The 19,200-nt window shown below is 71.8% G+C and carries 17 protein-coding genes; 12 read left to right on the forward strand and 5 right to left on the reverse strand.

All coding sequences use genetic code 11. The annotated features are described in order from the left end of the window. Positions 1-10: 10 nt before the first annotated feature. Positions 11-1,483, forward strand: a complete 1,473-nt coding sequence (locus QI633_RS20255) for an NAD(P)/FAD-dependent oxidoreductase (protein WP_282426876.1) — start codon at positions 11-13, stop codon at positions 1,481-1,483. Then, positions 1,480-3,075, forward strand: coding sequence for an NAD(P)/FAD-dependent oxidoreductase (locus QI633_RS20260; RefSeq protein ID WP_282426877.1), 1,596 nt, complete (start codon positions 1,480-1,482; stop codon positions 3,073-3,075). The genes QI633_RS20255 and QI633_RS20260 overlap by 4 nt, the downstream gene beginning before the upstream one ends. Here the strand turns inward: QI633_RS20260 and QI633_RS20265 are convergent. Genes QI633_RS20265 through QI633_RS20275 form a run of 3 tightly spaced genes read right to left on the reverse strand, consistent with a single transcriptional unit; the run spans position 3,035 to position 4,494 of the window. Then, positions 3,035-3,604: an Rv2993c-like domain-containing protein gene (locus QI633_RS20265; RefSeq protein ID WP_282426878.1), complete on the reverse strand. Its 570-nt coding sequence runs from the start codon at positions 3,602-3,604 to the stop codon at positions 3,035-3,037. The genes QI633_RS20260 and QI633_RS20265 overlap by 41 nt on opposite strands. A 1-nt stretch (position 3,605) precedes the next feature. Next, a complete protein-coding gene (locus QI633_RS20270) occupies positions 3,606-4,007 on the reverse strand; it encodes a cupin domain-containing protein (protein WP_282426879.1) in 402 nt (133 codons plus the stop codon). Positions 4,008-4,038: 31 nt separating this feature from the next. After that, positions 4,039-4,494, reverse strand: a complete 456-nt coding sequence (locus QI633_RS20275) for a RidA family protein (protein WP_282426880.1) — start codon at positions 4,492-4,494, stop codon at positions 4,039-4,041. A 64-nt stretch (positions 4,495-4,558) separates the two neighbouring features. Here QI633_RS20275 and QI633_RS20280 point away from each other — a divergent pair, with 64 nt between their 5' ends. The 6 genes from QI633_RS20280 to QI633_RS20305 are packed head-to-tail and all read left to right on the forward strand — an operon-like array spanning position 4,559 to position 11,630. Then, on the forward strand, positions 4,559-5,359 hold the full coding sequence (locus QI633_RS20280; protein WP_282426881.1) for a fumarylacetoacetate hydrolase family protein: 801 nt from the start codon (positions 4,559-4,561) through the stop codon (positions 5,357-5,359). Between the two features lie 27 nt (positions 5,360-5,386). Then, positions 5,387-6,304: an acyl-CoA thioesterase domain-containing protein gene (locus QI633_RS20285; RefSeq protein WP_141797707.1), complete on the forward strand. Its 918-nt coding sequence runs from the start codon at positions 5,387-5,389 to the stop codon at positions 6,302-6,304. Further along, the gene (locus QI633_RS20290; RefSeq protein WP_174245192.1) at positions 6,301-7,953 is read left to right on the forward strand and encodes an AMP-binding protein; all 1,653 of its coding nucleotides are present in this window, start codon (positions 6,301-6,303) and stop codon (positions 7,951-7,953) included. Before QI633_RS20285 ends, QI633_RS20290 begins: the two co-directional genes overlap by 4 nt. Further along, the gene (locus QI633_RS20295) at positions 7,950-10,325 is read left to right on the forward strand and encodes a bifunctional salicylyl-CoA 5-hydroxylase/oxidoreductase (protein ID WP_282426882.1); all 2,376 of its coding nucleotides are present in this window, start codon (positions 7,950-7,952) and stop codon (positions 10,323-10,325) included. Before QI633_RS20290 ends, QI633_RS20295 begins: the two co-directional genes overlap by 4 nt. A gap of 20 nt (positions 10,326-10,345) precedes the next feature. Further along, positions 10,346-10,798 (forward strand): hotdog domain-containing protein, encoded by a 453-nt coding sequence (locus QI633_RS20300; protein ID WP_282426883.1) that lies wholly within the window; start codon positions 10,346-10,348, stop codon positions 10,796-10,798. Between the two features lie 16 nt (positions 10,799-10,814). Beyond that, on the forward strand, positions 10,815-11,630 hold the full coding sequence (locus QI633_RS20305) for a PaaX family transcriptional regulator C-terminal domain-containing protein (RefSeq protein ID WP_260805821.1): 816 nt from the start codon (positions 10,815-10,817) through the stop codon (positions 11,628-11,630). 34 nt (positions 11,631-11,664) lie between these two features. Here QI633_RS20305 and QI633_RS20310 read toward each other — a convergent pair whose 3' ends face one another. Continuing rightward, positions 11,665-12,765: an LLM class flavin-dependent oxidoreductase gene (locus tag QI633_RS20310; protein ID WP_282426884.1), complete on the reverse strand. Its 1,101-nt coding sequence runs from the start codon at positions 12,763-12,765 to the stop codon at positions 11,665-11,667. A 26-nt stretch (positions 12,766-12,791) separates the two neighbouring features. Continuing rightward, a complete protein-coding gene (locus QI633_RS20315; RefSeq protein ID WP_282426885.1) occupies positions 12,792-13,241 on the reverse strand; it encodes a flavin reductase family protein in 450 nt (149 codons plus the stop codon). A 160-nt stretch (positions 13,242-13,401) separates the two neighbouring features. Here QI633_RS20315 and QI633_RS20320 point away from each other — a divergent pair, with 160 nt between their 5' ends. The 4 genes from QI633_RS20320 to QI633_RS20335 all read left to right on the forward strand — a co-directional run bounded on the left by QI633_RS20320 (position 13,402) and on the right by QI633_RS20335 (position 19,134). Continuing rightward, positions 13,402-14,370 carry an AraC family transcriptional regulator gene (locus QI633_RS20320; RefSeq protein WP_141797702.1) on the forward strand — a complete coding sequence of 323 codons (969 nt, stop codon included), beginning with the start codon at positions 13,402-13,404 and terminating at the stop codon, positions 14,368-14,370. A gap of 142 nt (positions 14,371-14,512) precedes the next feature. Beyond that, entirely contained in the window at positions 14,513-15,283 is a 771-nt protein-coding gene (locus QI633_RS20325) for a cyclase family protein (protein ID WP_141797701.1), read from the forward strand. A 27-nt stretch (positions 15,284-15,310) separates the two neighbouring features. Next, complete coding sequence (locus tag QI633_RS20330; RefSeq protein WP_282426886.1) at positions 15,311-17,491, forward strand: indolepyruvate ferredoxin oxidoreductase subunit alpha; 2,181 nt, start codon at positions 15,311-15,313, stop codon at positions 17,489-17,491. After that, entirely contained in the window at positions 17,491-19,134 is a 1,644-nt protein-coding gene (locus QI633_RS20335; protein ID WP_282426887.1) for an indolepyruvate oxidoreductase subunit beta family protein, read from the forward strand. Before QI633_RS20330 ends, QI633_RS20335 begins: the two co-directional genes overlap by 1 nt. The last annotated feature ends 66 nt before the right edge of the window (positions 19,135-19,200 follow it).

Genomic DNA, 19,200 nt, shown 5'->3' on the forward strand with positions numbered 1-19,200 from the left:
GTCACCCGCCATGAAGATCGCGATCGTCGGAGCCGGCTTCGCCGGCATCTCCTCCGCCAAGGTCCTTCGCCAGCTCGGTCACGACGTGACCGTGCTCGAGAAGACCCCCGACATCGGCGGGGTGTGGAGCCGCACCCGCCGCTACCCGGGCCTGAAGACGCAGAACAACAAGGGCACCTACTGCCTCTCCGACAAGAAGATGCCGCGGGACTACCCCGAGTGGCCGAGCGGCGAGCAGGTGGCGGCCTACCTCGCGTCGTACGCCGACGAGTTCGGCGTGACACCGCACGTCCGGCTCAACGCCGAGGTGGAGCACGCCGCACCGACACCCGGCGGCGGGTGGGACGTCACCACCGCCCGCGGCACCGAGCACTACGACCACCTCGTGCTCGCGAGCGGGATCTTCTCCCGTCCCTTCGTGCCGCCGGTCGACGGCCTCGAGGACTTCGAGCAGGCCGGTGGGCAGTACCTCCCGTCGAGCGAGTTCCACAGCCTGGACCAGGTGCGCGGCAAGCACACCGTGGTCCTCGGCTACGGCAAGTCCGCCTGCGACATCACCGTCGAGATCGCCAAGGAGGCCGCCGCGACGTCGGTCGTCGCCCGCGAGCTGCTCTGGAAGATGCCGCGCAAGGTCAGCGGCGTCGTCAACTACAAGTTCCTGATGCTCAACCGGCTCGGCGAGGGCCTGTTCCGCTACCGCTCGGTCAACGGCGCCGAGCGCCTGCTCCACGCCCGCGACTCGATGCTGGCCAACAACATGCTCGGCACGGTCGAGAGCGTCACCACCAAGCAGCTGCGGCTCGACAAGCTCGGACTCGTCCCGCAGGGCACCTTCGCCGACATCGCGAAGTCGACGGTCTCCCTGGCCACCGAGGGCTTCTTCGAGGGCGTCTCCTCCGGCGCGATCCGGGTCCACCGCGACACCGTGATCACCCGCTTCCTCGAGAAGGACGGCAAGCCCCACGCCGAGCTCGCCAACGGGCAGGTGCTCCGGGCCGACGTGGTGATCGCCGCCACCGGGTGGACCCAGGACATCCCCTTCCTGCCGCGAGAGGTGCTCGACCACCTGCTCGACGACAACGGCGACTTCCTGCTCTACCGGCAGATCCACCCGATCAACGTCCCCGACCTGAGCTTCGCCGGCTACAACTCGTCGTTCTTCTCCCCGCTGTCCGCCGAGGTGTCGGCGATCTGGATCGGCTCCCACCTCGGCGGGCACCACCGGCTGCCCTCGCGTGAGGAGATGCTGGAGAGGACCCGCGCCCGCCTGGCATGGATGCGCGAGCGCACGGGCGGCATGCACGCACGGGGCACGAACATCATCCCGTTCTCCCTGCACAACGTGGACGAGGTGCTCTCCGACGTCGGCCTCGACGTGCCGCGCCGCACGAAGGCCAAGCAGTGGCTGATGCCCGTGAAGCCGGCTGACTACCGCCGGATCACGCCGAGGCTCGCCCGCCGGCTGGGCGTCGGCAAGCGATGAAGGACGAGTACGACGTCGTCGTGATCGGCGCCGGGATCAACGGCCTGGTGGCCGCCGCCGAGCTCGCCGGGGCGGGCCGGAGGGTGGCGCTGGTCGAGGAGCGGGACCGCCTCGGCGGGTTCATCGCCTCCGACGAGCTCACCGTGCCCGGCTTCGTCCACGACACGTTCAGCTCCTGGCACCCACTGTTCCAGGCAGGCGGCGCGTACGCCGACCTCGGGGCCGACCTCCACCGCCACGGCCTCGCCTACCGCAACGCCGACGGGGCCGTGACCGCTTCGGTCTCCGAGCGCGGCACCGTGGTGGCCCACCGCGACCCCGCCCGGACCGCGGAGGGCTTCGCGCACCAAGCCGACCGGACGGCGTACGCGTCGCTGCTGACCGAGCTCGGTCGCTGGGCACCCCACGTGTTCGGCGCGCTCGGGTCCGAGCTGCGCACCCGCGACCTGGCCCGGCTCGGCCTCGGCGCGGCCCGTGGGCTGGGACGCGACGGGCTGAGCGAGCTGGCGCGGGTCGCGATGCAGAGCGGGCGCGGCCTGGGCCGCGAGCGCTTCGCCGGCTCCGAGGTCGACCAGCTGTGGGCGCCGTGGCTGCTGCACGCGGGCCTCGCGCCCGACCAGGCCACCGGCGGGCTGATGCTCGCGGTGATGGCGTTCACGATGCACGAGATCGGGCTCCCGGTCGTCGAGGGTGGCGCGAGCGCCTTCGTCGCCGCGTTCGAGGCGCTGCTCGAGGAGCGCGGCGTCGACGTGTTCCGCGCGACGCCCGCGAAGTCGATCACCGTGAGGTCCGGCCGTGCGGTGGGCGTCGAGACCGGGGCCGGCCACCTGCGCGCGGCGACGGTGCTCGCGTCGACCTCGACCGGCCGCCTGTACGACGGCCTCCTCCCGCCGGAGGCCGTCGGCGAGCACGGACGACGCGCTGTCGCCCGGCACCGCCCCGGTCGGGCCGCGGCCCAGATCCACCTGGCGCTCGACGCGCCGCTGCGCTGGACCGACAGCCGCCTCGACGAGGTCCCGCTCGTCCACGTCAGCAACGGCTCGGACAGCACCGCGATCGCCTGCGCCCAGGCCGAGGCGGGTCTCCTGCCCGAGGAGCCGACCGTCGTCGTCGGCCAGCAGTGCGTGCTGGACCCGAGCCGGGCTCCCGAGGGCCGGGCGACGCTGTGGATCCAGCTGCAGGAGCTCCCGTGGCGCCCTGTCGGGGACGCCGCGGGCGAGCTCGATGCCGCCGAGGGATGGACGCCCGCCCTCGCCGAGGCGTACGCCGAGCGCGTGGTCGCCCGCATCGAGCGGTTCGCTCCCGGGCTGGCCGGCAGCGTGATCGGCCGCCGCGTGATCGACCCGACCGGGCTGGCCTCCGCCAACGCAAACGCGGTGCACGGCGACCCCTACGGGGGCGCGGCCGAGCTCGACCAGTCCCTGCTGTGGCGCCCCGGGACGGGAAGCGGCCACCGCACCGGCGTACCGAACGTCTTCCACATCGGGGCGTTCACGCACCCGGGCCCGGGCCTGGGCGGGGGCTCCGGCCACCTCGTGGCCCAGCAGCTGATCAGCAGGCGGCGGGCACCAGGACGACGTCGCCGGAGCTGAGCGACCACCGCCGCGAGGCCTCGCTGACGATGTCGGCGAGGCCTCGTCCTGCGTCGTGCAGGGAGTCCAGGTCCCCGGTCTCGTCGCGGCTGACGACCCACGGCCCGATCGCGAGCCGGCTGTCGTGGAGCACGGCGCCGGTGGCACCGAGCAGGTGCTCGACGGCGCGCTCGCGGGCGACCTCGCGCGTGGGGCTGCCGATGATCACGGCGAGCATCCTGCGCCCACCGGGAAGGTCCGTACCGGCGTCGCGGACGTCCGGACGGGCGAGGTGCGTGACCTGCTCGCCGTCGACGACGAGCACCCGGCCGGGGGCGGGGAGCGGCGCGAGGAGGGTGACGTCCTCGAGGCGGTGCTGCGGCGTCAGCCCGCAGGCGGACATGGCGAGGTCCAGCACGGTCTCGCTCCGCAGCGCCTCCGACGCGTCGGCGTACGGCAGTGATGGGTCCTCGCTCAGGTCGACGATGCCGTCGTCCTCGATGAGCCCCCAGCCGGTGCCACCGGCGTGTCGGAAGGTGGTGATCCTCATGTCACTCGAGCGTGGTGCCGGCCTCGGCGCCCTCGAGGAAGATGTTGGGCTTGAGGAAGAAGGCGATGAGCAGCGCGCCGTTCGGCGCGTGGGCACGGTGCTGGTTCCCCTTGGGTCGCCACGAGAAGTTCCCGGGCGTGGTCTCGCCCTCCTCGTCGACGATGCTGCCCTCGAGCACGTAGGTCTGCTCGATCTCGACGTGCTCGTGCAGCGGCAGGACGGCGCCCGGCTCCCAGCGGAACAGCGCGGTCAGCAGGCCGGTCTCCGGCTCGCGGAGCAGCACCTTCATGTCGATGCCCGGGAAGCCGGTCGGCTTCCAGGGGAGCTCGTCGACCTGGACGTAGCGGGAGGCGAGGGGCGGAAGGGCGTTGAGCTCGTCCGCGTACGGGGTCATGGCGGGCATGGCGGTTCTCCTTCGGTGCTGGTCGGGCGCTTCAGTTGCCGGGGCGGACGAGGCGCTCGTCGGGGATGACGGCGACACCGACGATCTCGATGAGCGCCTCGGGCTGCCACAGGCCGGTCGTGCCGATGCCGGCCATCGCCGGGTAGACGGGACCGGCTAGCTCGCGCCAGACGGCACCGATCTCGCGGCCGTGGGCCTGGTAGTCGGGGATGTCGGTCAGGTAGATCGTGATCGACACCAGGTCCTCGGGCACGCCGCCCGCGGCGCGCAGCGTCGTGAGCACGTTGCCGAAGGCCTGGCGGAACTGCTCGACGATCCCGCCGGGCACGATCTGCATGTTCGCGTCGAGGGCGGTCTGGCCGCCGAGGTGGAGCGTGTTGCCGCTCAGCGTGCCGTGCGAGTAGCCGCTCGGCGCGGCCAGCTCCGCCGGGTTCACCGCCACGGGGGTGAGGTCCGGCGTGACGAGGTGGGTGGGGTCGGTGGTCATGCGATCCACCATAGGTTGCGTATTGACATCAGCGCAACGTTCGTGCCAAAAATGACATATGCGAATGGCCACGGTCACCCACCCCACCGGCACCCGCGCCGCCGTCGAGGTCGACGGGCGCTGGCACGCCCTCCCGGCCGCCGACCTGAGCGAGCTGCTGGCGTCCGGCCTGGCACCGGTCCCCGGCGACGAGCTCCCCGGCGCGCAGCCCGTGCTGCCGCTGCCCCGCCCCGGCAAGGTGATCTGCTGCGGCCTCAACTACGGCGACCACATCGCCGAGACCGGCCGCGAGACGCCGGCGTACCCGACCCTCTTCGCGAAGTACGCCGACACGCTGCTCGCGCCGGGCGCCGACATCGTGCTGCCCGCCCACGACGGGCTCCAGCTGGACTGGGAGGCCGAGCTGGCGGTCGTCGTGGGCACCGAGCTGCGCAACGCGACCCCGGCCGAGGCCGAGCAGGCCATCGCGGGCTACACCGTCGCCAACGACATCTCCGTGCGCGACTGGCAGCGCCGGACGCTGCAGTGGTTCCAGGGCAAGGCGTGGGACGCCACCACTCCCCTGGGCCCGGTCGTCGTCACACCCCACGAGCTGGACCCGAGCGCCGGCGTCGAGGTGCTGTGCCGGGTCAACGGCGTCGAGCGCCAGCGCGGCAACACCAAGACACTCGTCTTCGACAGCGCCGCACTCCTGTCCTACGTCTCCACCTTCACCGTGCTGCGGCCCGGCGACATCGTGCTGACCGGCACGCCCGGTGGCGTCGGCATGGGCATGGAGCCGCCGACCTACCTCCGCGACGGCGACGTCGTCGAGACCGAGATCCCCGGCATCGGGCTGCTCACCAACACCGTCCGCATCGCCTGACCCACCCCACCGACCGAAGGACAACCGATGGCACCCACCAGCGCGATCTTCACCGACGCGATCACGCTCAAGGAGAGCGAGGCCGAGGTGTTCGACGTCGCGTTCACCGCGACGACGCAGCCCTGCCCGTGGCCCAAGGCCTACGGTGGCGACATGGTCGCCCAGGCCGTCGCGGCGGCGGTCCGGACCGTTCCGTCGGCCGGCCCGGAGGCCAAGTCGCTGCACTCGATGCACTCCTACTTCATGCGGCCCGTCGACATCGGCGCCGAGGTCCGCTACGAGGTCGAGATCCTGCGCGACGGGCGCGGCTACAGCACCCGTCAGGTGCGCGCCTTCCAGAACGGCAAGGTCGTCTACGTGTGCATGGCGAGCTTCGCCGCGGGCGAGGCGGGCGGCTCGTTCCAGCCCGAGACCCCCGCCGGCCTCCCGGCCCCGGAGGACCTGGCGACCTCGGCGGCGTACCTCGCCGAGCGCACCGGCGGCACCATGACCGAGACGTCGAAGGCCTACTGGTCGGGCGGGCGCAGCTTCGACATGCGGCACACCCCCGGTCCGGTCTACCTGAGCATCGATGGCGAGCGGACGCCGCACCAGGCCGTCTGGGTGAAGCCGTACGACGCGCTGCGCCCCGTCGAGGGACTGACCGACGAGCAGCGCGACGTCGCCGCGCTCGCCTACGTCTGCGACTACACGATCCTCGAGCCGGTGCTGCGCGTCCTCGGGCTGGCGTGGGCCGACGAGGGCCTGGTGACCGCGAGCCTCGACCACGCCATGTGGTTCCACCGGCCCGTCCGGATGGACGACTGGCTGCTCTACGTCCAGGAGGCGGTGTCGGTGGAGTCCGGCCGCGGCTCGGCGCTCGGCCGCTTCTTCACCCCCGACGGCATCCTCGTCGCGACCGTCGTCCAGGAGGGCATGATCCGCGCTGCCGGGGCATCGTCGTGACCGCCACAGGCGCCCTGAGCCGCTCGGGCCTCGAGGACACCTTCGCGCGCGACCACCTCCCGCCCGCGGAGCTGTGGCCGACGCTGGAGTTCACCACGCCGCTGCTGCAGTACCCCGAGCGGCTCAACGCCGCCGTCGAGCTCATCGACGCAGCGGTCGCGGCCCACGGCCCCGACCGGCCCGCCCTACGCACGCCCGACGGCACGGTGTGGACCTACGGTGAGCTGCTCGCGCGCGCCAACCAGGTCGCCCACGTCCTGGTCGAGGACCTCGGCATGGTCAGCGGCAACCGGGTGCTGCTGCGCTCCCCCAACAACCCGTGGACCGTCGCGGCCTGGCTGGGCGTGCTCAAGGCCGGCGGCATCGTCGTGACCACCATGGCCGCGCTGCGGGCGACCGAGCTGACCCCGATCGTGGAGCGCACCCGGCCGGCCGTGGCCCTGGTCGACCACCGCCTCGTCGCCGACGTGCACGAGGTCCGCGACCGGGTCGCGCCCGGGCTGGTCGTGGTCGCCTACGGCGGTGACGCCGACGACGACCTGTCCCGGCGGGCGGCCGGCAAGCCGACCACGTTCACGGCGGTGGACACCGCTGCCGACGACGTCGCACTACTCGGTCCCACCTCGGGCACCACCGGTCTGCCGAAGCTCACGACCCACTTCCACCGCGACATCTTGTCGATCGACAACACCTTCGGCCGCAGCACACTGCGGCTGGAGCCGACCGACCTGGTCGCCTGCACCGCGCCGCTCGCGTTCACGTTCGGGCTCGGCATGCTCGTCGTGTTCACGCTCCGGGCAGGTGCCTGCGCGCTGCTCACCGAGTCGGCGACGCCCGTCCAGCTCGCCGGCCTGATCGACGAGCACGGCGTCACCGTCCTCGCGACCGCGCCGACCGCCTACAAGCAGATCCTCAAGTCCGGCAGCATCGGCCAGCTCAAGGGCCTGCGCGTCGCGGTCACCGCCGGCGAGCACATGCCGCAGGCGACCTGGGACGAGCTGCGCCGCGAGCTGGGCCTGGCGGTCATCGACGGCATCGGGGCCACCGAGCTGCTGCACGTCTTCATCTCGGCGGCGGGCGACGACGTCCGTCCGGGAGCGACCGGCAAGCCCGTCCCGGGCTACCGCGCCACCATCTTGGACGCCGACGGCAACGAGGTCGCCGCGGGCGTCGAGGGCCGGCTGGCCGTCATCGGCCCCGTCGGCTGCCGCTATCTCGACGACGAGCGGCAGCGCAGCTACGTCGTCAACGGCTGGAACGTCACCGGCGACACCTTCGTCCGCGACGAGGACGGCTACTTCTGGTACCGCTCCCGCACCGACGACATGATCGTCTCCTCCGGCTACAACATCGGCGGCCCCGAGGTCGAGGAGGCGCTCGGCACCCACCCGGACGTCGTCGAGGCCGGCGTGGTCGGCGTACCCGACCCGGACCGCGGTGCGCTCGTGTGCGCCTTCGTCGTGCTGCGCGAGGGCGTCACCGGCGACGCCACGAAGGTCAGCGAGCTCCAGCAGCACGTCAAGGACCGCCTGGCCCCCTACAAGTACCCGCGGGCGGTGCGCTTCATCGACGCCCTGCCGCGCAACACCAGTGGAAAGCTGCAGCACTTCAGGCTGCGACAGCTCAGCGAATCGGAGACCCGAGCATGAAGATCGCAATCGTTGGCGGCGGGCCCGGTGGGCTCTACTTCGCCACTCTGATGAAGACCCTCGACCCCACCCACGAGATCACCGTCTGGGAGCGCAACGCGCCGGAGGACACCTTCGGCTTCGGCGTCGTGTTCTCCGACGAGACCCTCGGCAGCATCGAGGGCGCCGACCAGGTCATCCACGATCGGATGGAGACCCGCTTCGCGCGGTGGACCGACATCGACGTGGAGTTCAACGGCACCGCCTTCACCGTCGGCGGCCAGGGCTTCGCGGCGATGTCGCGCAAGGAGCTGCTGCAGATCATGCAGGAGCGGGTGGCCGAGCTCGGCGTGACCGTGCACTACCGCACCGAGGCGCCCGACCCCGACCAGCTGCGCTCCGAGCACGACCTCGTGCTCGCCGCCGACGGCCTCAACTCGGCCGTCCGCACGAAGTACGCCGACGTCTTCGGCCCGAGCCTGGACCGCCGCAACAACAAGTACATCTGGTTCGGCACCGACCTCGTCTTCGAGGCGTTCCAGTTCTTCGTGAAGCAGACCGAGTTCGGCACCATGCAGATCCACGGCTACCCCTACTCCGACCAGGGCTCGACCTTCATCGTGGAGATGCACGACGACGTGTGGCGCCGCGCCGGGCTCGACCGGACCGAGCACGAGATCTTCCCGCCCGGCGTCTCCGACGAGTACGCCGTCGGACGGATCGCCGAGATCTTCGCCGACGAGCTGCAGGGGCACCAGATCCTCACCAACAACTCGAAGTGGCTCAACTTCCACACCGTCCGCAACGAACGGTGGCACCACGACAACGTCGTCCTGCTCGGCGACGCCGCCCACACCGCCCACTTCTCGATCGGCTCGGGGACCAAGCTCGCGATGGAGGACGCCCTCGCGCTGGCCGCCTGCCTGCACGAGCACCCGAGCGTCGAGGCCGCACTTGCGGCGTACCAGGCAGAGCGCAAACCGGTCGTGGAGTCGACCCAGCGCGCGGCCCAGGCCTCGCTCGAGTGGTTCGAGAACATCGGCATGTACGCCGACCAGGACCCGGCGCAGTTCGTCTTCAACCTGCTGACCCGATCGCGCCGGATCACCTTCGAGAACCTCAAGGACCGCGACGCGGTCTTCGCCGACCTCATGGAGAACGAGTTCGCGCGTCATCAGGGCGGCACCGAGACCGCGCCCGCGATGTTCCAGCCGGTCCGCATCGGCGAGCTCGAGCTGAAGAACCGCGTCATGCTCTCGCCGATGGACCAGTACGTCGCCGTCGACGGCGTCCCCACGGACTTCCACCTCGTACACCTGGGCAGCAAGGCGCTCGGCGGCGCCGGCCTGATCATGACCGAGATGACCTGCGTGTCCCCCGAGGGCCGGATCACGCCCGGCTGCCCCGGCATCTGGACCGACGACCAGGCCGCGGCCTGGCGCCGGGTCACCGACTTCGTGCACGCCAACAGCACCGCGAAGATCGGGACCCAGCTCGGCCACTCGGGCCGCAAGGGCTCGACGAAGCTCATGTGGGACGGCATGGACGAGCCGCTCGAGGACGGCAACTGGGAGATCGTCGGACCCTCCGCCCTGCCCTACGGCCCCGGCTGCCACGTCCCACGCGAGGCGACCCGGGGCGACCTGGACCAGGTGGTCGCCGACTTCGTGGCCGCCGCACGCCGGGCGGTCGACGCCGGCTTCGACCTCGTCGAGGTCCACGCCGCCCACGGCTACCTCCTCTCCTCCTTCCTCTCCCCCGTCGCCAACCACCGCAGCGACGAGTACGGCGGAGCGCTGGAGAACCGGCTGCGCTTCCCGATCGAGGTGTTCGAGGCGGTCCGCGCCGCGGTTCCGACAGCGATCCCCGTGACCGTGCGCATCTCGGCCACCGACTGGATCCCGGACGGCAACACCGACGACGACGCGGTCGAGATCGCCCGCGCGTTCATCGCCGCCGGAGCGGCCGCGATCGACGTGTCGTCCGGGCAGGTCGGCAAGGAGGAGCGACCCGCGTTCGGCCGGTCCTACCAGACCCCCTTCGCCGACAAGATCCGTCACCTGGTGGCGGAGCCCGCCGGGGTCAAGGTGATCGCGGTCGGTGCCATCTCGTCGTACGACGACGTCAACTCGATCCTGCTGGCCGGCCGTGCCGACATCTGCGCGCTCGGCCGGACCCACCTCTACGACCCGAGCTGGACGCTGCACGCGGCGGCCGAGCAGGAGTACGCCGGCCCGGCGGCCGACTGGCCGGTGCCGTGGGCCGCCGGGCGGCGCCGGCCTCCGACATCGCGCACCGACAAGGTCCCGCCGCGACTGCAGCTGCTCCGGGAGGGCGAGACCGACGCCGTGCACCTGCGCTGGACGCCGGACAGCTCGGCGGTGACCGCCTGACATCGACCACGATGGCCTCCATGGACGACTCATCACTGGCCTGCGGCCACTTCCGCACGCGTGTCGAGTGGATCGACACCGACGCGTCCGGGATCTACCACAACAGCACGGTGACGCGGTTCGTCGAGGCCGCCGAGGCCACGCTCATGCGCGAGCGCGGCCTCGGCGGGTACTTCGCCAGCGCGCCACGGGTCCGCTTCGAGGCGGACTTCCTGGCTCCCCTGTTCTTCGGGCAGGAGGCGACCGCGACGGTGTTTCTCGCCGCGATCGGGAGCTCGTCGATGACCTGGGAGTTCGAGGTCTGGGGCGAGGAGTTCGAGGGCCGGCCGCGCACGCGGGCGGCGCGCGGCCGCTACGTCACCGTGCACATGGGCACCGGCCAGGTGGCCGCGACCGCCGACGACGGCTCCCGCAGGAGCCTGCCCTGGCCCGCCGAGTGGGTCGCGGCGCTCACCACGGATCTCCGTGCCTGAGGGCAGAATGCCGTCCGTGAGCAGCAAGGCACCGCAGTCCCGCACCACCGTCGTGACGTTCCTCGGCGCGGTGGTGCGCCCGCTGGGTGGGTGGATGCCGATCGCGGGAGCCGTCGACCTGCTCGCCGAGGTCGGAATCGACGCGCCCGGCGTCCGCACGGCCGTCTTCCGGCTGAAGAAGAACGGCTGGCTCGACTCGGTCTCCCAGGACGGCGTGCGCGGCTACTCCCTGACCAGCGAGGCCGACGCGACGCTCGCCGCCGGCGACGAGGTGATCTGGCACGCCCGTCGTCCCGCGGACCTCGCCGACGGCTGGTGCATCGTGCACTTCGGCGTGCCGGAGTCGAAGCGGGCCCAGCGCCACCAGCTGAGGGCCCACCTGGCCCACCTCGGGTTCGGCAACGCCGGCACCGCGCTGTGGATCGCCCCGGCCCGCATGCGCGACGCCGCCGAGCGGGCCGTCGCCGAGCTGGACCTCGCCGAGCACGCGGCGATCTTCGTCGGCGGCTACCACGGGCCGCAGGACCTCACCGACCTGCTCTACGGCTCGTGGGACCTCGACGCGATCGACCAGGGCTATCGCGACTTCGTCGGCGCCTACGGGCCGCGGGTCGACGAGCTCCGCGGGCTGCGGGGAGCCGCGGCGTTCGCGGCATACCTCACCCTCGTCGACACCTGGCGCAAGCTGCCCTTCCGCGACCCCGGCCTGCCCAGTGAGGTGCTCGACCCGAAATGGTCGGCCCCCGAGGCGACCCGGCTCTTCGAGCAGCTCGTCGCCGCGCTGGAGAAGCCGGCGCTCAAGCACGCGAAGACGCACTGGCCCCAGCCCTGAACCAGGGCTGGGGCCGGTGCGGGCTCGCGACGGGTCAGAGGGCCTCGGGCCGCAGACCCTTCTTGACCAGGCGCGGCATGACCTCCTCGGCGAAGTACTCGAGCTCGCCGACGTAGTCCACGAAGGCCATGGTGATGCCACCGAACCCGGCCTTCGCGAAGCGCTCGATCTCGTCGGCGACGTCGTCGGGTGAGCCGATCAGCGGGCAGGTGCCGTGGCCGGCGGCGAAGCGGCCACGGAAGTTCTCGAGGAGCTCCTTCGAGAACGACTGCGCGTGCAGGCCCTGCAGACGCATGAGGTTGTCGACGGCGTCCCAGTCGGCGTTCTCGACCGCGTAGTAGTGGAGGTACTCCTCGGCCTCCTTGCGGGTCGGGCGGCACACGACGTGCGTCGGCGTGAGGACACCGGCCTTGCGCCCGAGGGCCGCGGAGTTGGCCTGCAGCTCGGTCACGACGCCCGCCCCGTCCTCGGGACCGCCGACGATCGTGAAGACGAAGTCGGCGTTGCGGGCGGCGTACGCCTTGCCCTGCGCGGACGAGCCGGCGTTGAGGATGGGGAGCCGGCCCACCGCGGGCTTGGGCAGCGACTCGATGCCCTCGAGGTTCCAGAAGCGGCCCTTGATGTCGTACCGGCCGTCCCTGCTCCACAGCGTGTTCATCACGTCGATCCACTCCTGCGCCAGCTGGTAGCGCGAGTCGTGGTCCTGCGGCAGGTCGGCGCCCATCGCGACGTACTCCGGCTGGTTCCATCCCGCGACGACGTTGACGCCGACGCGGCCCGGCGCCATCTGGTCGATCGTCGCGAGCTGCTTGGCGACGACGGCCGGGTGGTTGAACGCGGTGTGGACCGTCGCGAAGACGTTGAGCCGCTCGGTGTGGGCCAGGATCGCGGTGGCCCACGGGATCGGCTCGAGCACGCCCTCGTGGAAGTTGGTGTCGCCGCCGTAGCCGATCCAGCGCGCGATCGGGAGCATGAAGTCGATCCCGGTCTCGTCGGCGACCCGGGCGAGCCGCAGGTTGTCCTCCCACGACGCCGACCACCGCTCGGGGATCGTGGTCACGGCGAGGCCGCCGGAGCAGTTGGACGAGAACAGGCCGAGGCGGAAGTGGTCGTTGTCGAGGATCGGGATGCTCATGGTTTCTCCTGGGGTGGGTGGACGGGTCAGCGCTGGAGGGTCATGGGTACGGCGTCGGCGGCCGCCGTCATCGCGACGACCTCGCCGATGAGGTAGGTGTGGTCACCCACCGCGAACCGGTGCGCGACGCGGCACTCGAGTCGCAGCGGGACGTCGACCGGGAGGACCGGCATGCCGTCGAGCCCCGGCGTCCAGTCCAGGCCGGCGAACCGGTCGGACGCCGAGGTCGCGAAGCGGGTGACGAGGTCCGTCTGGTCGGCAGCGGCCACGTGGACGACGTAGCCGTCGGCGGCCAGCCACTCGTCGAGCTGGCTCGAGCGGTGGTCGATGCACCAGCCGACCAGCGCCGGCTCCAGCGAGGTGGCGTGGAAGCTGTTGACGGTCTTGCCCACCGGTCCCTCGGCACCGAGGGCGGTGACGACGGCGACGCCCGTGGGCCACCTGGCGAGCTGGCCCCGCAGCGCAGAGGGTGTCACGTCCACTGTGGCCGGTGTCACACAAGTCATGCCAGAATCGTGGGTCCGGGCACCGGGGCCCCGCTATCCACTGACGGCGGCGACTGTCCATTCAGCGCAGACATGTCAGATCTCGCACGTTCGTTGCTAGAATGCATCATTCGACGGCGCAGGAGGAGCCATGGCCCGGGTCTCAACCCCACTCGGCTCGCACGGCGTGCTGCGCACGACCAACGTCGACGACGCCCGGGCCTCCGTCGCCGCGTCGCTCGCACCGCACGTGCTCACTCCGCTGCGCGAGGTCGAGGGCTTCCGGGCACTCCACAACGCCGTGGAGCTGCAGCGGCTGAGCTTCCACTACATCGACTACGGCACCGAGGTGGAGGTGCGGGCCGACCGGCTCGACTTCCACCTCATCCAGATCCCGCTCGGCGGCCTGAGCCACATCGTCACCGGCGCGGGCACGGTCACCGCCAGTCCGCGCCGGGCCGCCATCACCGGCCCCGACGAACCGGTGCGGATGCGCTACTCGGCCGGCAACCCGCGTCTGATGGTCCGGATCACGCCGGACCTGTTGCGCGAGCGGCTGGACGTCGCCGCGGCGGGCGGCCTCGTCGTCCCCCAGCAGTCCGGTGCCGGCTTCGACCTCACGCGTGGCGCCGGCCGGAGCTGGCGCGGGCTGGTGGACATGGTGATGACCGACCTGGAGCGCGAGGACGGCCTGTCCGCCTCTCCCCTGACCGCCGCCGCGCTGCAGGTGGCGGTCGTCGACGGCCTGATCGTCTCGCTCGCGGCCGCCCCCGACGACGCCGCCGAGCGGGCGACGCCCGACCGGATCGTCCGGCAGGCGGCCCGACTCATCGAGGAGCACTGCGCCGAGCCGCTCGGCACGCTCGACATCGCCGAGGCGGTCGGCGTCTCGATCCGCGCCCTCCAGGCGGGCTTCAAGCTCCACCTCGACACCACGCCGATGGCCTACGTGCGCCAGGCACGGCTCGAACGGGTGCGTCAGGCCCTCTCCGACGGCACGGCGCAGTCGGTCACGGCCGCCGCCACCCGCTGGGGCATCACCCACCTCGGGCGGCTCTCCGGCGACTACCGCGCGGCGTTCGGGGAGACGCCGAGCGAGACCCTGCAGCGCAACCGCTGACCGCGCCACGGGCGCTGCGAGCCGATGTCAGCGCTTTCCGGCTGACCTACGCGTTTTGCGGATAGATACGCGCCCGCCCAGCGCCTAGCGTCCTGCGACAACCGCGTGTGATCACGCTCACGCCCTCCGAAAGGTTGCCGCCATGACTGCCGTTGACGCCCTGCTCGCCGGCCTCGCCTCGGGCGAGGTCGAGATCGTCGACCTCACCGCCCCGCTCTCGCCCGACACCCCGATCCTCGAGCTCCCCGCGCCCTTCGCGAACACCATCCCGCTCTCGCTCGAAGTCGTCTCCGACTTCGACGACGCGGGCCCGGCCTGGGGCTGGAACAACATCCACACCGGCGAGCACACCGGCACCCATCTCGACGCTCCGGTGCACTGGGCGACCGGGCGGGAGGGCTACTCCGTCGACACCATCCCGCCGAGCCGCCTGGTCGGCCCGGCCGTGGTCCTCGACTTCACCTCCGAGGCGGCCGAGAACCCCGACTTCCTGCTCGAGCCCGAGCACCTGGAGAAGCACGTCGCCAACAACGGCCCGATCCCCGAGGGGGCGTGGTTGGTGTTCCGCACCGGCTGGAGCCGGTTCAACACCGACGCCGCCGCCTTCGCCAACGCCGACGAGACCGGGCCCCACACCCCGGGCGTCTCCCCCGCCGCCGCCGAGTGGCTCTCTCGATCGGCGATCACCGGCTTCGCCGTCGAGACCGTCGGCGTCGACGCCGGGCAGGCCGGCGGCATGGAGCCGCCGTTCCCGGTGCACCACTTCCTGCTCGGCGCCAACAAGTTCGGGCTCACCCAGCTGCAGAACCTCGACCGGCTGCCGGCGAGCGGCGCCGTCATCATCGCCTCGCCGTTGCCGATCGTCGGAGGCACCGGCTCGCCGGCCCGCGTCCTCGCGATCGTCCCCGCCTGACCATCCCGACCCGCAGGAAGGACCACCATGGCCGAGCGGTCGTTCGCCCACGAGGTGAAGAAGCTGCGCATGGGAGAGGGCAGCCGGTTCTCCGGCGAGGGCATCCTCGCGGTGACCAAGGCCCTCCTCCAGTCCGGCGTCGCCTACGTCGGCGGCTACCAGGGTGCGCCCATCTCCCACTTGATGGACGTGCTCGGGGACGCGCACGAGATCCTCGACGAGCTCGACGTCTACTTCGAGAACAGCGCCTCCGAGGCCACCGCCGCCGCGATGCTCGCCGCGTCGGTCAACTACCCCCTGCGCGGTGCGATCACCTTCAAGTCCACCGTCGGCACCAACGTCGCGTCCGACGCGCTGGCCAACCTGGCCAGCGGCGGCGTACGCGGGGGCGCGCTGATCATCGTCGGCGAGGACTACGGCGAGGGCTCCAGCATCATGCAGGAGCGCTCGCACGCCTTCGCCATGAAGTCCCAGATGTGGCTGCTCGACCCGCGGCCCAACATCGAGGCGATCGTCAACGCCGTCGAGGCCGGCTTCGAGCTCTCCGAGGCCAGCAACACCCCGGTGATGCTGCAGCTGCGGCTGCGCTCGTGCCACCTCTACGGCAGCTTCACGGCCAAGGACAACGTCCGTCCCCCCATGACCGTCAAGGACGCCGTCGAGAATCCCTCCCGGCAGCTCGACCGGATCGTGCTGCCCCCGGCGAGCTTCCTGCACGAGAAGGAGAAGCTCGAGGACCGTTGGCCGGCCGCCGTCGACTACATCCGCAGCCGCGGCCTCAACGAGGTCCTCGGCGAGGGCGGCCCGAACGACGACATCGGCATCATCGTGCAGGGCGGTGTCTACAACACGCTGAACCGAGCGATGGAGCTGCTCGGCTGCTCGGACACCTTCGGCAACACGCAGGTACCGACGTACGTCATGAACGTGACCTACCCGGTCGTCGACAGCGAGATCCTCGAGTTCTGCCAGGGCAAGCGGGCCGTGCTCCTGGTCGAGGAGGGCCAACCGGACTACATCGAGCAGAACCTCAACGCGATCCTGCGGCGCGCCGGGTCCTCGGTGGCACTGCACGGCAAGGACCTGCTGCCGGTCGGCGGGGAGTACACCGCCACCGCGGTCACCCGGGGGGTGCACGCGTTCCTGAGCCGGTACGCGCCGGGCGCCGCCCAGGGCAGCCCGTCCCTGCTCCTGCCCGAGTCCGACCCGAGCAGCCCGTTCGCCCCGCGGGTCGACAAGTCCGTGGTCCGCACGCGCCCGCCCGGCCTGTGCACCGGCTGCCCCGAGCGGCCGATCTTCTCCGCACTCAAGCTCGCGGAGAAGGAGACGGGGAAGAAGCACCACGTCAGCGCCGACATCGGCTGTCACCTCTTCGCCATCAACGAGCCGTTCAACCTCGGCGCCACCACGATGGGCTACGGCCTCGGGTCCGCCGGCGCGGCCGCGCTCAACTCGAAGGACGCCGACCGCCGCACGGTCGCCGTCATGGGCGACGGTGGCTTCTGGCACAACGGGCTGACCAGCGGCGTCGGCAACGCGGTGTTCAACCAGAGCGACCAGCTGCTGCTGGTCGTCGACAACGCCTACAGTGCGGCGACCGGCGGCCAGGACGTCTTGTCGTCGAAGGCCGACAACGTGCTCCGCTCGACGAAGCACCCGATCGAGAAGGCCGTGCGTGGCGTCGGCGTCACCTGGGCACGCACGGTGAGCGACACCTACCAGATCGGCAAGCTGCGCGACCTCTTCGTCAAGGCGCTGACCACCCGGACCGCCGGGCCGAAGGTCGTGGTCGCGCAGAGCGAGTGCATGCTCAACAAGCAGCGCCGCGAGAAGCCGGTGCGCGCGAAGGCGATGAAGGAGGGCAAGCGGGTCGTCAAGGAGCGCTTCGGTGTCGATGCGGACACGTGCACGGGCGACCACGCGTGCATCCGGGTCTCCGGCTGCCCGTCGCTCAGCATCAAGGCGAACCCCGACCCGATGCGCACCGACCCGGTCGCGACGGTCCTCGACTCCTGCGTCGGCTGCGGCGTGTGCGGCGCCAATGCCCACGCCGCGTCGCTGTGCCCGTCCTTCTACCGCAGCGACCTGGTCCACAACCCGAACCGGCGCGACAGGGTGCTCGCCCTGCTGCGCAAGGGCTGGATCGGCCTCCTCTCCGCCGGAGTGGAGCGCCGGGCAGCCCGCTACGAAGTCCTCGAGGTGATCTGATGTCCAGCTGGAACGAGGGCCGCAGGCCCCTCACGATCGCGATCCTGGCCATGGGCGGTGAGGGCGGCGGCGTGCTCGCCGACTGGATCGTCGACGTCGGCGAGAGGTCGGGCTACCACGCCCAGACCACCTCCGTCGCCGGAGTCGCGCAGCGCACCGGGGCGACGGTCTACTACGTCGAGATGTTCCCGGGCGGGGAGCCGCACGAGGACGACGTACGGCGCGAGCCGGTGCTCTCCCTCTTCCCCACCCCCGGAGAGGTCGACGTCGTCATCGCCTCCGAGCTGATGGAGGCCGGGCGCTCGATCCAGCGCGGGTTCTGCACCCCTGACCGCACGACGCTGATCGCGTCCACCAACCGCGTCTACTCGATGGACGAGAAGCTCGCCCTCGGCGACGGCCGCGTCGACAGCAACGCCCTGCTCGAGGCCGCACACGCAGGGGCCCGGAGGTTCATCGGCGCGGACTTCATGCAGCTCGCGCTGGACGCGCACAGTGTCATCAGCGCCGCGCTGTTCGGCGCGCTGGCCGGCTCGGGTGCACTGCCCTTCGCCCGCGAGACCTTCGAGGACGCCATCCGCGCGGCGGGCAAGGGCGTCGACGCGTCGCTGGCCGCCTTCGCGCTCGGGGAGGAGGCCGCACAGCGCCCGGCGCCGCAGCCGATCGCCGCGGCTCCCGCGGGCAGCGGTCCGGTCGCGATCACGATCGGCAAGCGGCCGGTCGACCCCGCGGAGGAGGCGGCCGCCGCGGCCGAACGGCGCCGCGAGGAGGTCGCGGCGGCGGCCCCGGCCTCGCTCGTCGGGCCACGCCTGCAGGCCCAGGCGGAGCGGATCGCCGCCCAGTTCCCGGCGCCGGCCCGGTCGATGCTCCTGCACGGCGCCGTCCGGACGGCGGTCTTCCAGAACACCGCCTACACGGACCGGTATCTCGACCGCGTCGCCCGGCTCGCCGACGTGGAGACCGGCGACGGCGCCCGCCTGACGACCGAGGGAGCACGCCACGTCGCCCTGTGGATGTGCTACCAGGACACCATCCAGGTCGCGCAGCAGAAGATCCGCCGCCGCCGGATCGAGGGCGTCCGCGCGGAGGCCAAGGCCGCTGCGGGGCAGCTGATGAACGTGCGGGAGTACCTCCACCCGCAGGTCGAGGAGATCGCCGACACGCTGCCGACCCGGCTCGGGCGGTGGGTCGCGCGCTCGAGGTGGTTCGGCACCGTCGTCGGCCGGCTGACCCGCAACGGGATGGTCGTCAACACGACCGGCATCATCGGCTTCACCCTGCTGTGGGCGATGGCCATGCTCCGTCCGATCCGTCCGCGCTCGCTGCGCTTCGCCCGCGAGCAGGCCGCGATCGAGGCCTGGCTCGACCGCGCCCTCGCGGTCGCGCCGATCGACTACGACCTGGCCTGCGAGATCGTCGAGTGCCAACGCGTGCTCAAGGGGTACGGCGAGACGCACCACCACAGCCTCGAGAGCTTCGACCGCCTGATGGCGGCCGCCGACGGCCTGGTCGGCCGGACCGACGCCGCGGCCACGCTCGTCCGGCTCCGCTCGGCGGCGCTGGCCGACGAGGACGGCACCGCTCTGGAGCAGGCTCTCCTCACAGTCACCGCCGAGCAGGAGCCGGTCGCGGCCATCTCGTGACGGTGCGGCGGCGGCGCCGTCACGGGGTCGTCCCGGCGCCGCCACCAGGTGCTGCTTGGATGCGGG

The organism is Nocardioides sp. QY071 (assembly GCF_029961765.1).
Lineage (GTDB): Bacteria > Actinomycetota > Actinomycetes > Propionibacteriales > Nocardioidaceae > Nocardioides.

What these genes read in the sequence shown, in the direction of transcription:
- QI633_RS20255 (WP_282426876.1), top strand. Translation starts at nt 11, where the DNA reads ATGAAGATCGCGATCGTCGGAGCCGGCTTCGCCGGCATCTCCTCCGCC.
- QI633_RS20260 (WP_282426877.1), top strand. Translation starts at nt 1,480, where the DNA reads ATGAAGGACGAGTACGACGTCGTCGTGATCGGCGCCGGGATCAACGGC.
- QI633_RS20265 (WP_282426878.1), bottom strand. Translation starts at nt 3,604, where the DNA reads ATGAGGATCACCACCTTCCGACACGCCGGTGGCACCGGCTGGGGGCTC.
- QI633_RS20270 (WP_282426879.1), bottom strand. Translation starts at nt 4,007, where the DNA reads ATGCCCGCCATGACCCCGTACGCGGACGAGCTCAACGCCCTTCCGCCC.
- QI633_RS20275 (WP_282426880.1), bottom strand. Translation starts at nt 4,494, where the DNA reads ATGACCACCGACCCCACCCACCTCGTCACGCCGGACCTCACCCCCGTG.
- QI633_RS20280 (WP_282426881.1), top strand. Translation starts at nt 4,559, where the DNA reads ATGGCCACGGTCACCCACCCCACCGGCACCCGCGCCGCCGTCGAGGTC.
- QI633_RS20285 (WP_141797707.1), top strand. Translation starts at nt 5,387, where the DNA reads ATGGCACCCACCAGCGCGATCTTCACCGACGCGATCACGCTCAAGGAG.
- QI633_RS20295 (WP_282426882.1), top strand. Translation starts at nt 7,950, where the DNA reads ATGAAGATCGCAATCGTTGGCGGCGGGCCCGGTGGGCTCTACTTCGCC.
- QI633_RS20300 (WP_282426883.1), top strand. Translation starts at nt 10,346, where the DNA reads ATGGACGACTCATCACTGGCCTGCGGCCACTTCCGCACGCGTGTCGAG.
- QI633_RS20310 (WP_282426884.1), bottom strand. Translation starts at nt 12,765, where the DNA reads ATGAGCATCCCGATCCTCGACAACGACCACTTCCGCCTCGGCCTGTTC.
- QI633_RS20320 (WP_141797702.1), top strand. Translation starts at nt 13,402, where the DNA reads ATGGCCCGGGTCTCAACCCCACTCGGCTCGCACGGCGTGCTGCGCACG.
- QI633_RS20325 (WP_141797701.1), top strand. Translation starts at nt 14,513, where the DNA reads ATGACTGCCGTTGACGCCCTGCTCGCCGGCCTCGCCTCGGGCGAGGTC.
- QI633_RS20330 (WP_282426886.1), top strand. Translation starts at nt 15,311, where the DNA reads ATGGCCGAGCGGTCGTTCGCCCACGAGGTGAAGAAGCTGCGCATGGGA.
- QI633_RS20335 (WP_282426887.1), top strand. Translation starts at nt 17,491, where the DNA reads ATGTCCAGCTGGAACGAGGGCCGCAGGCCCCTCACGATCGCGATCCTG.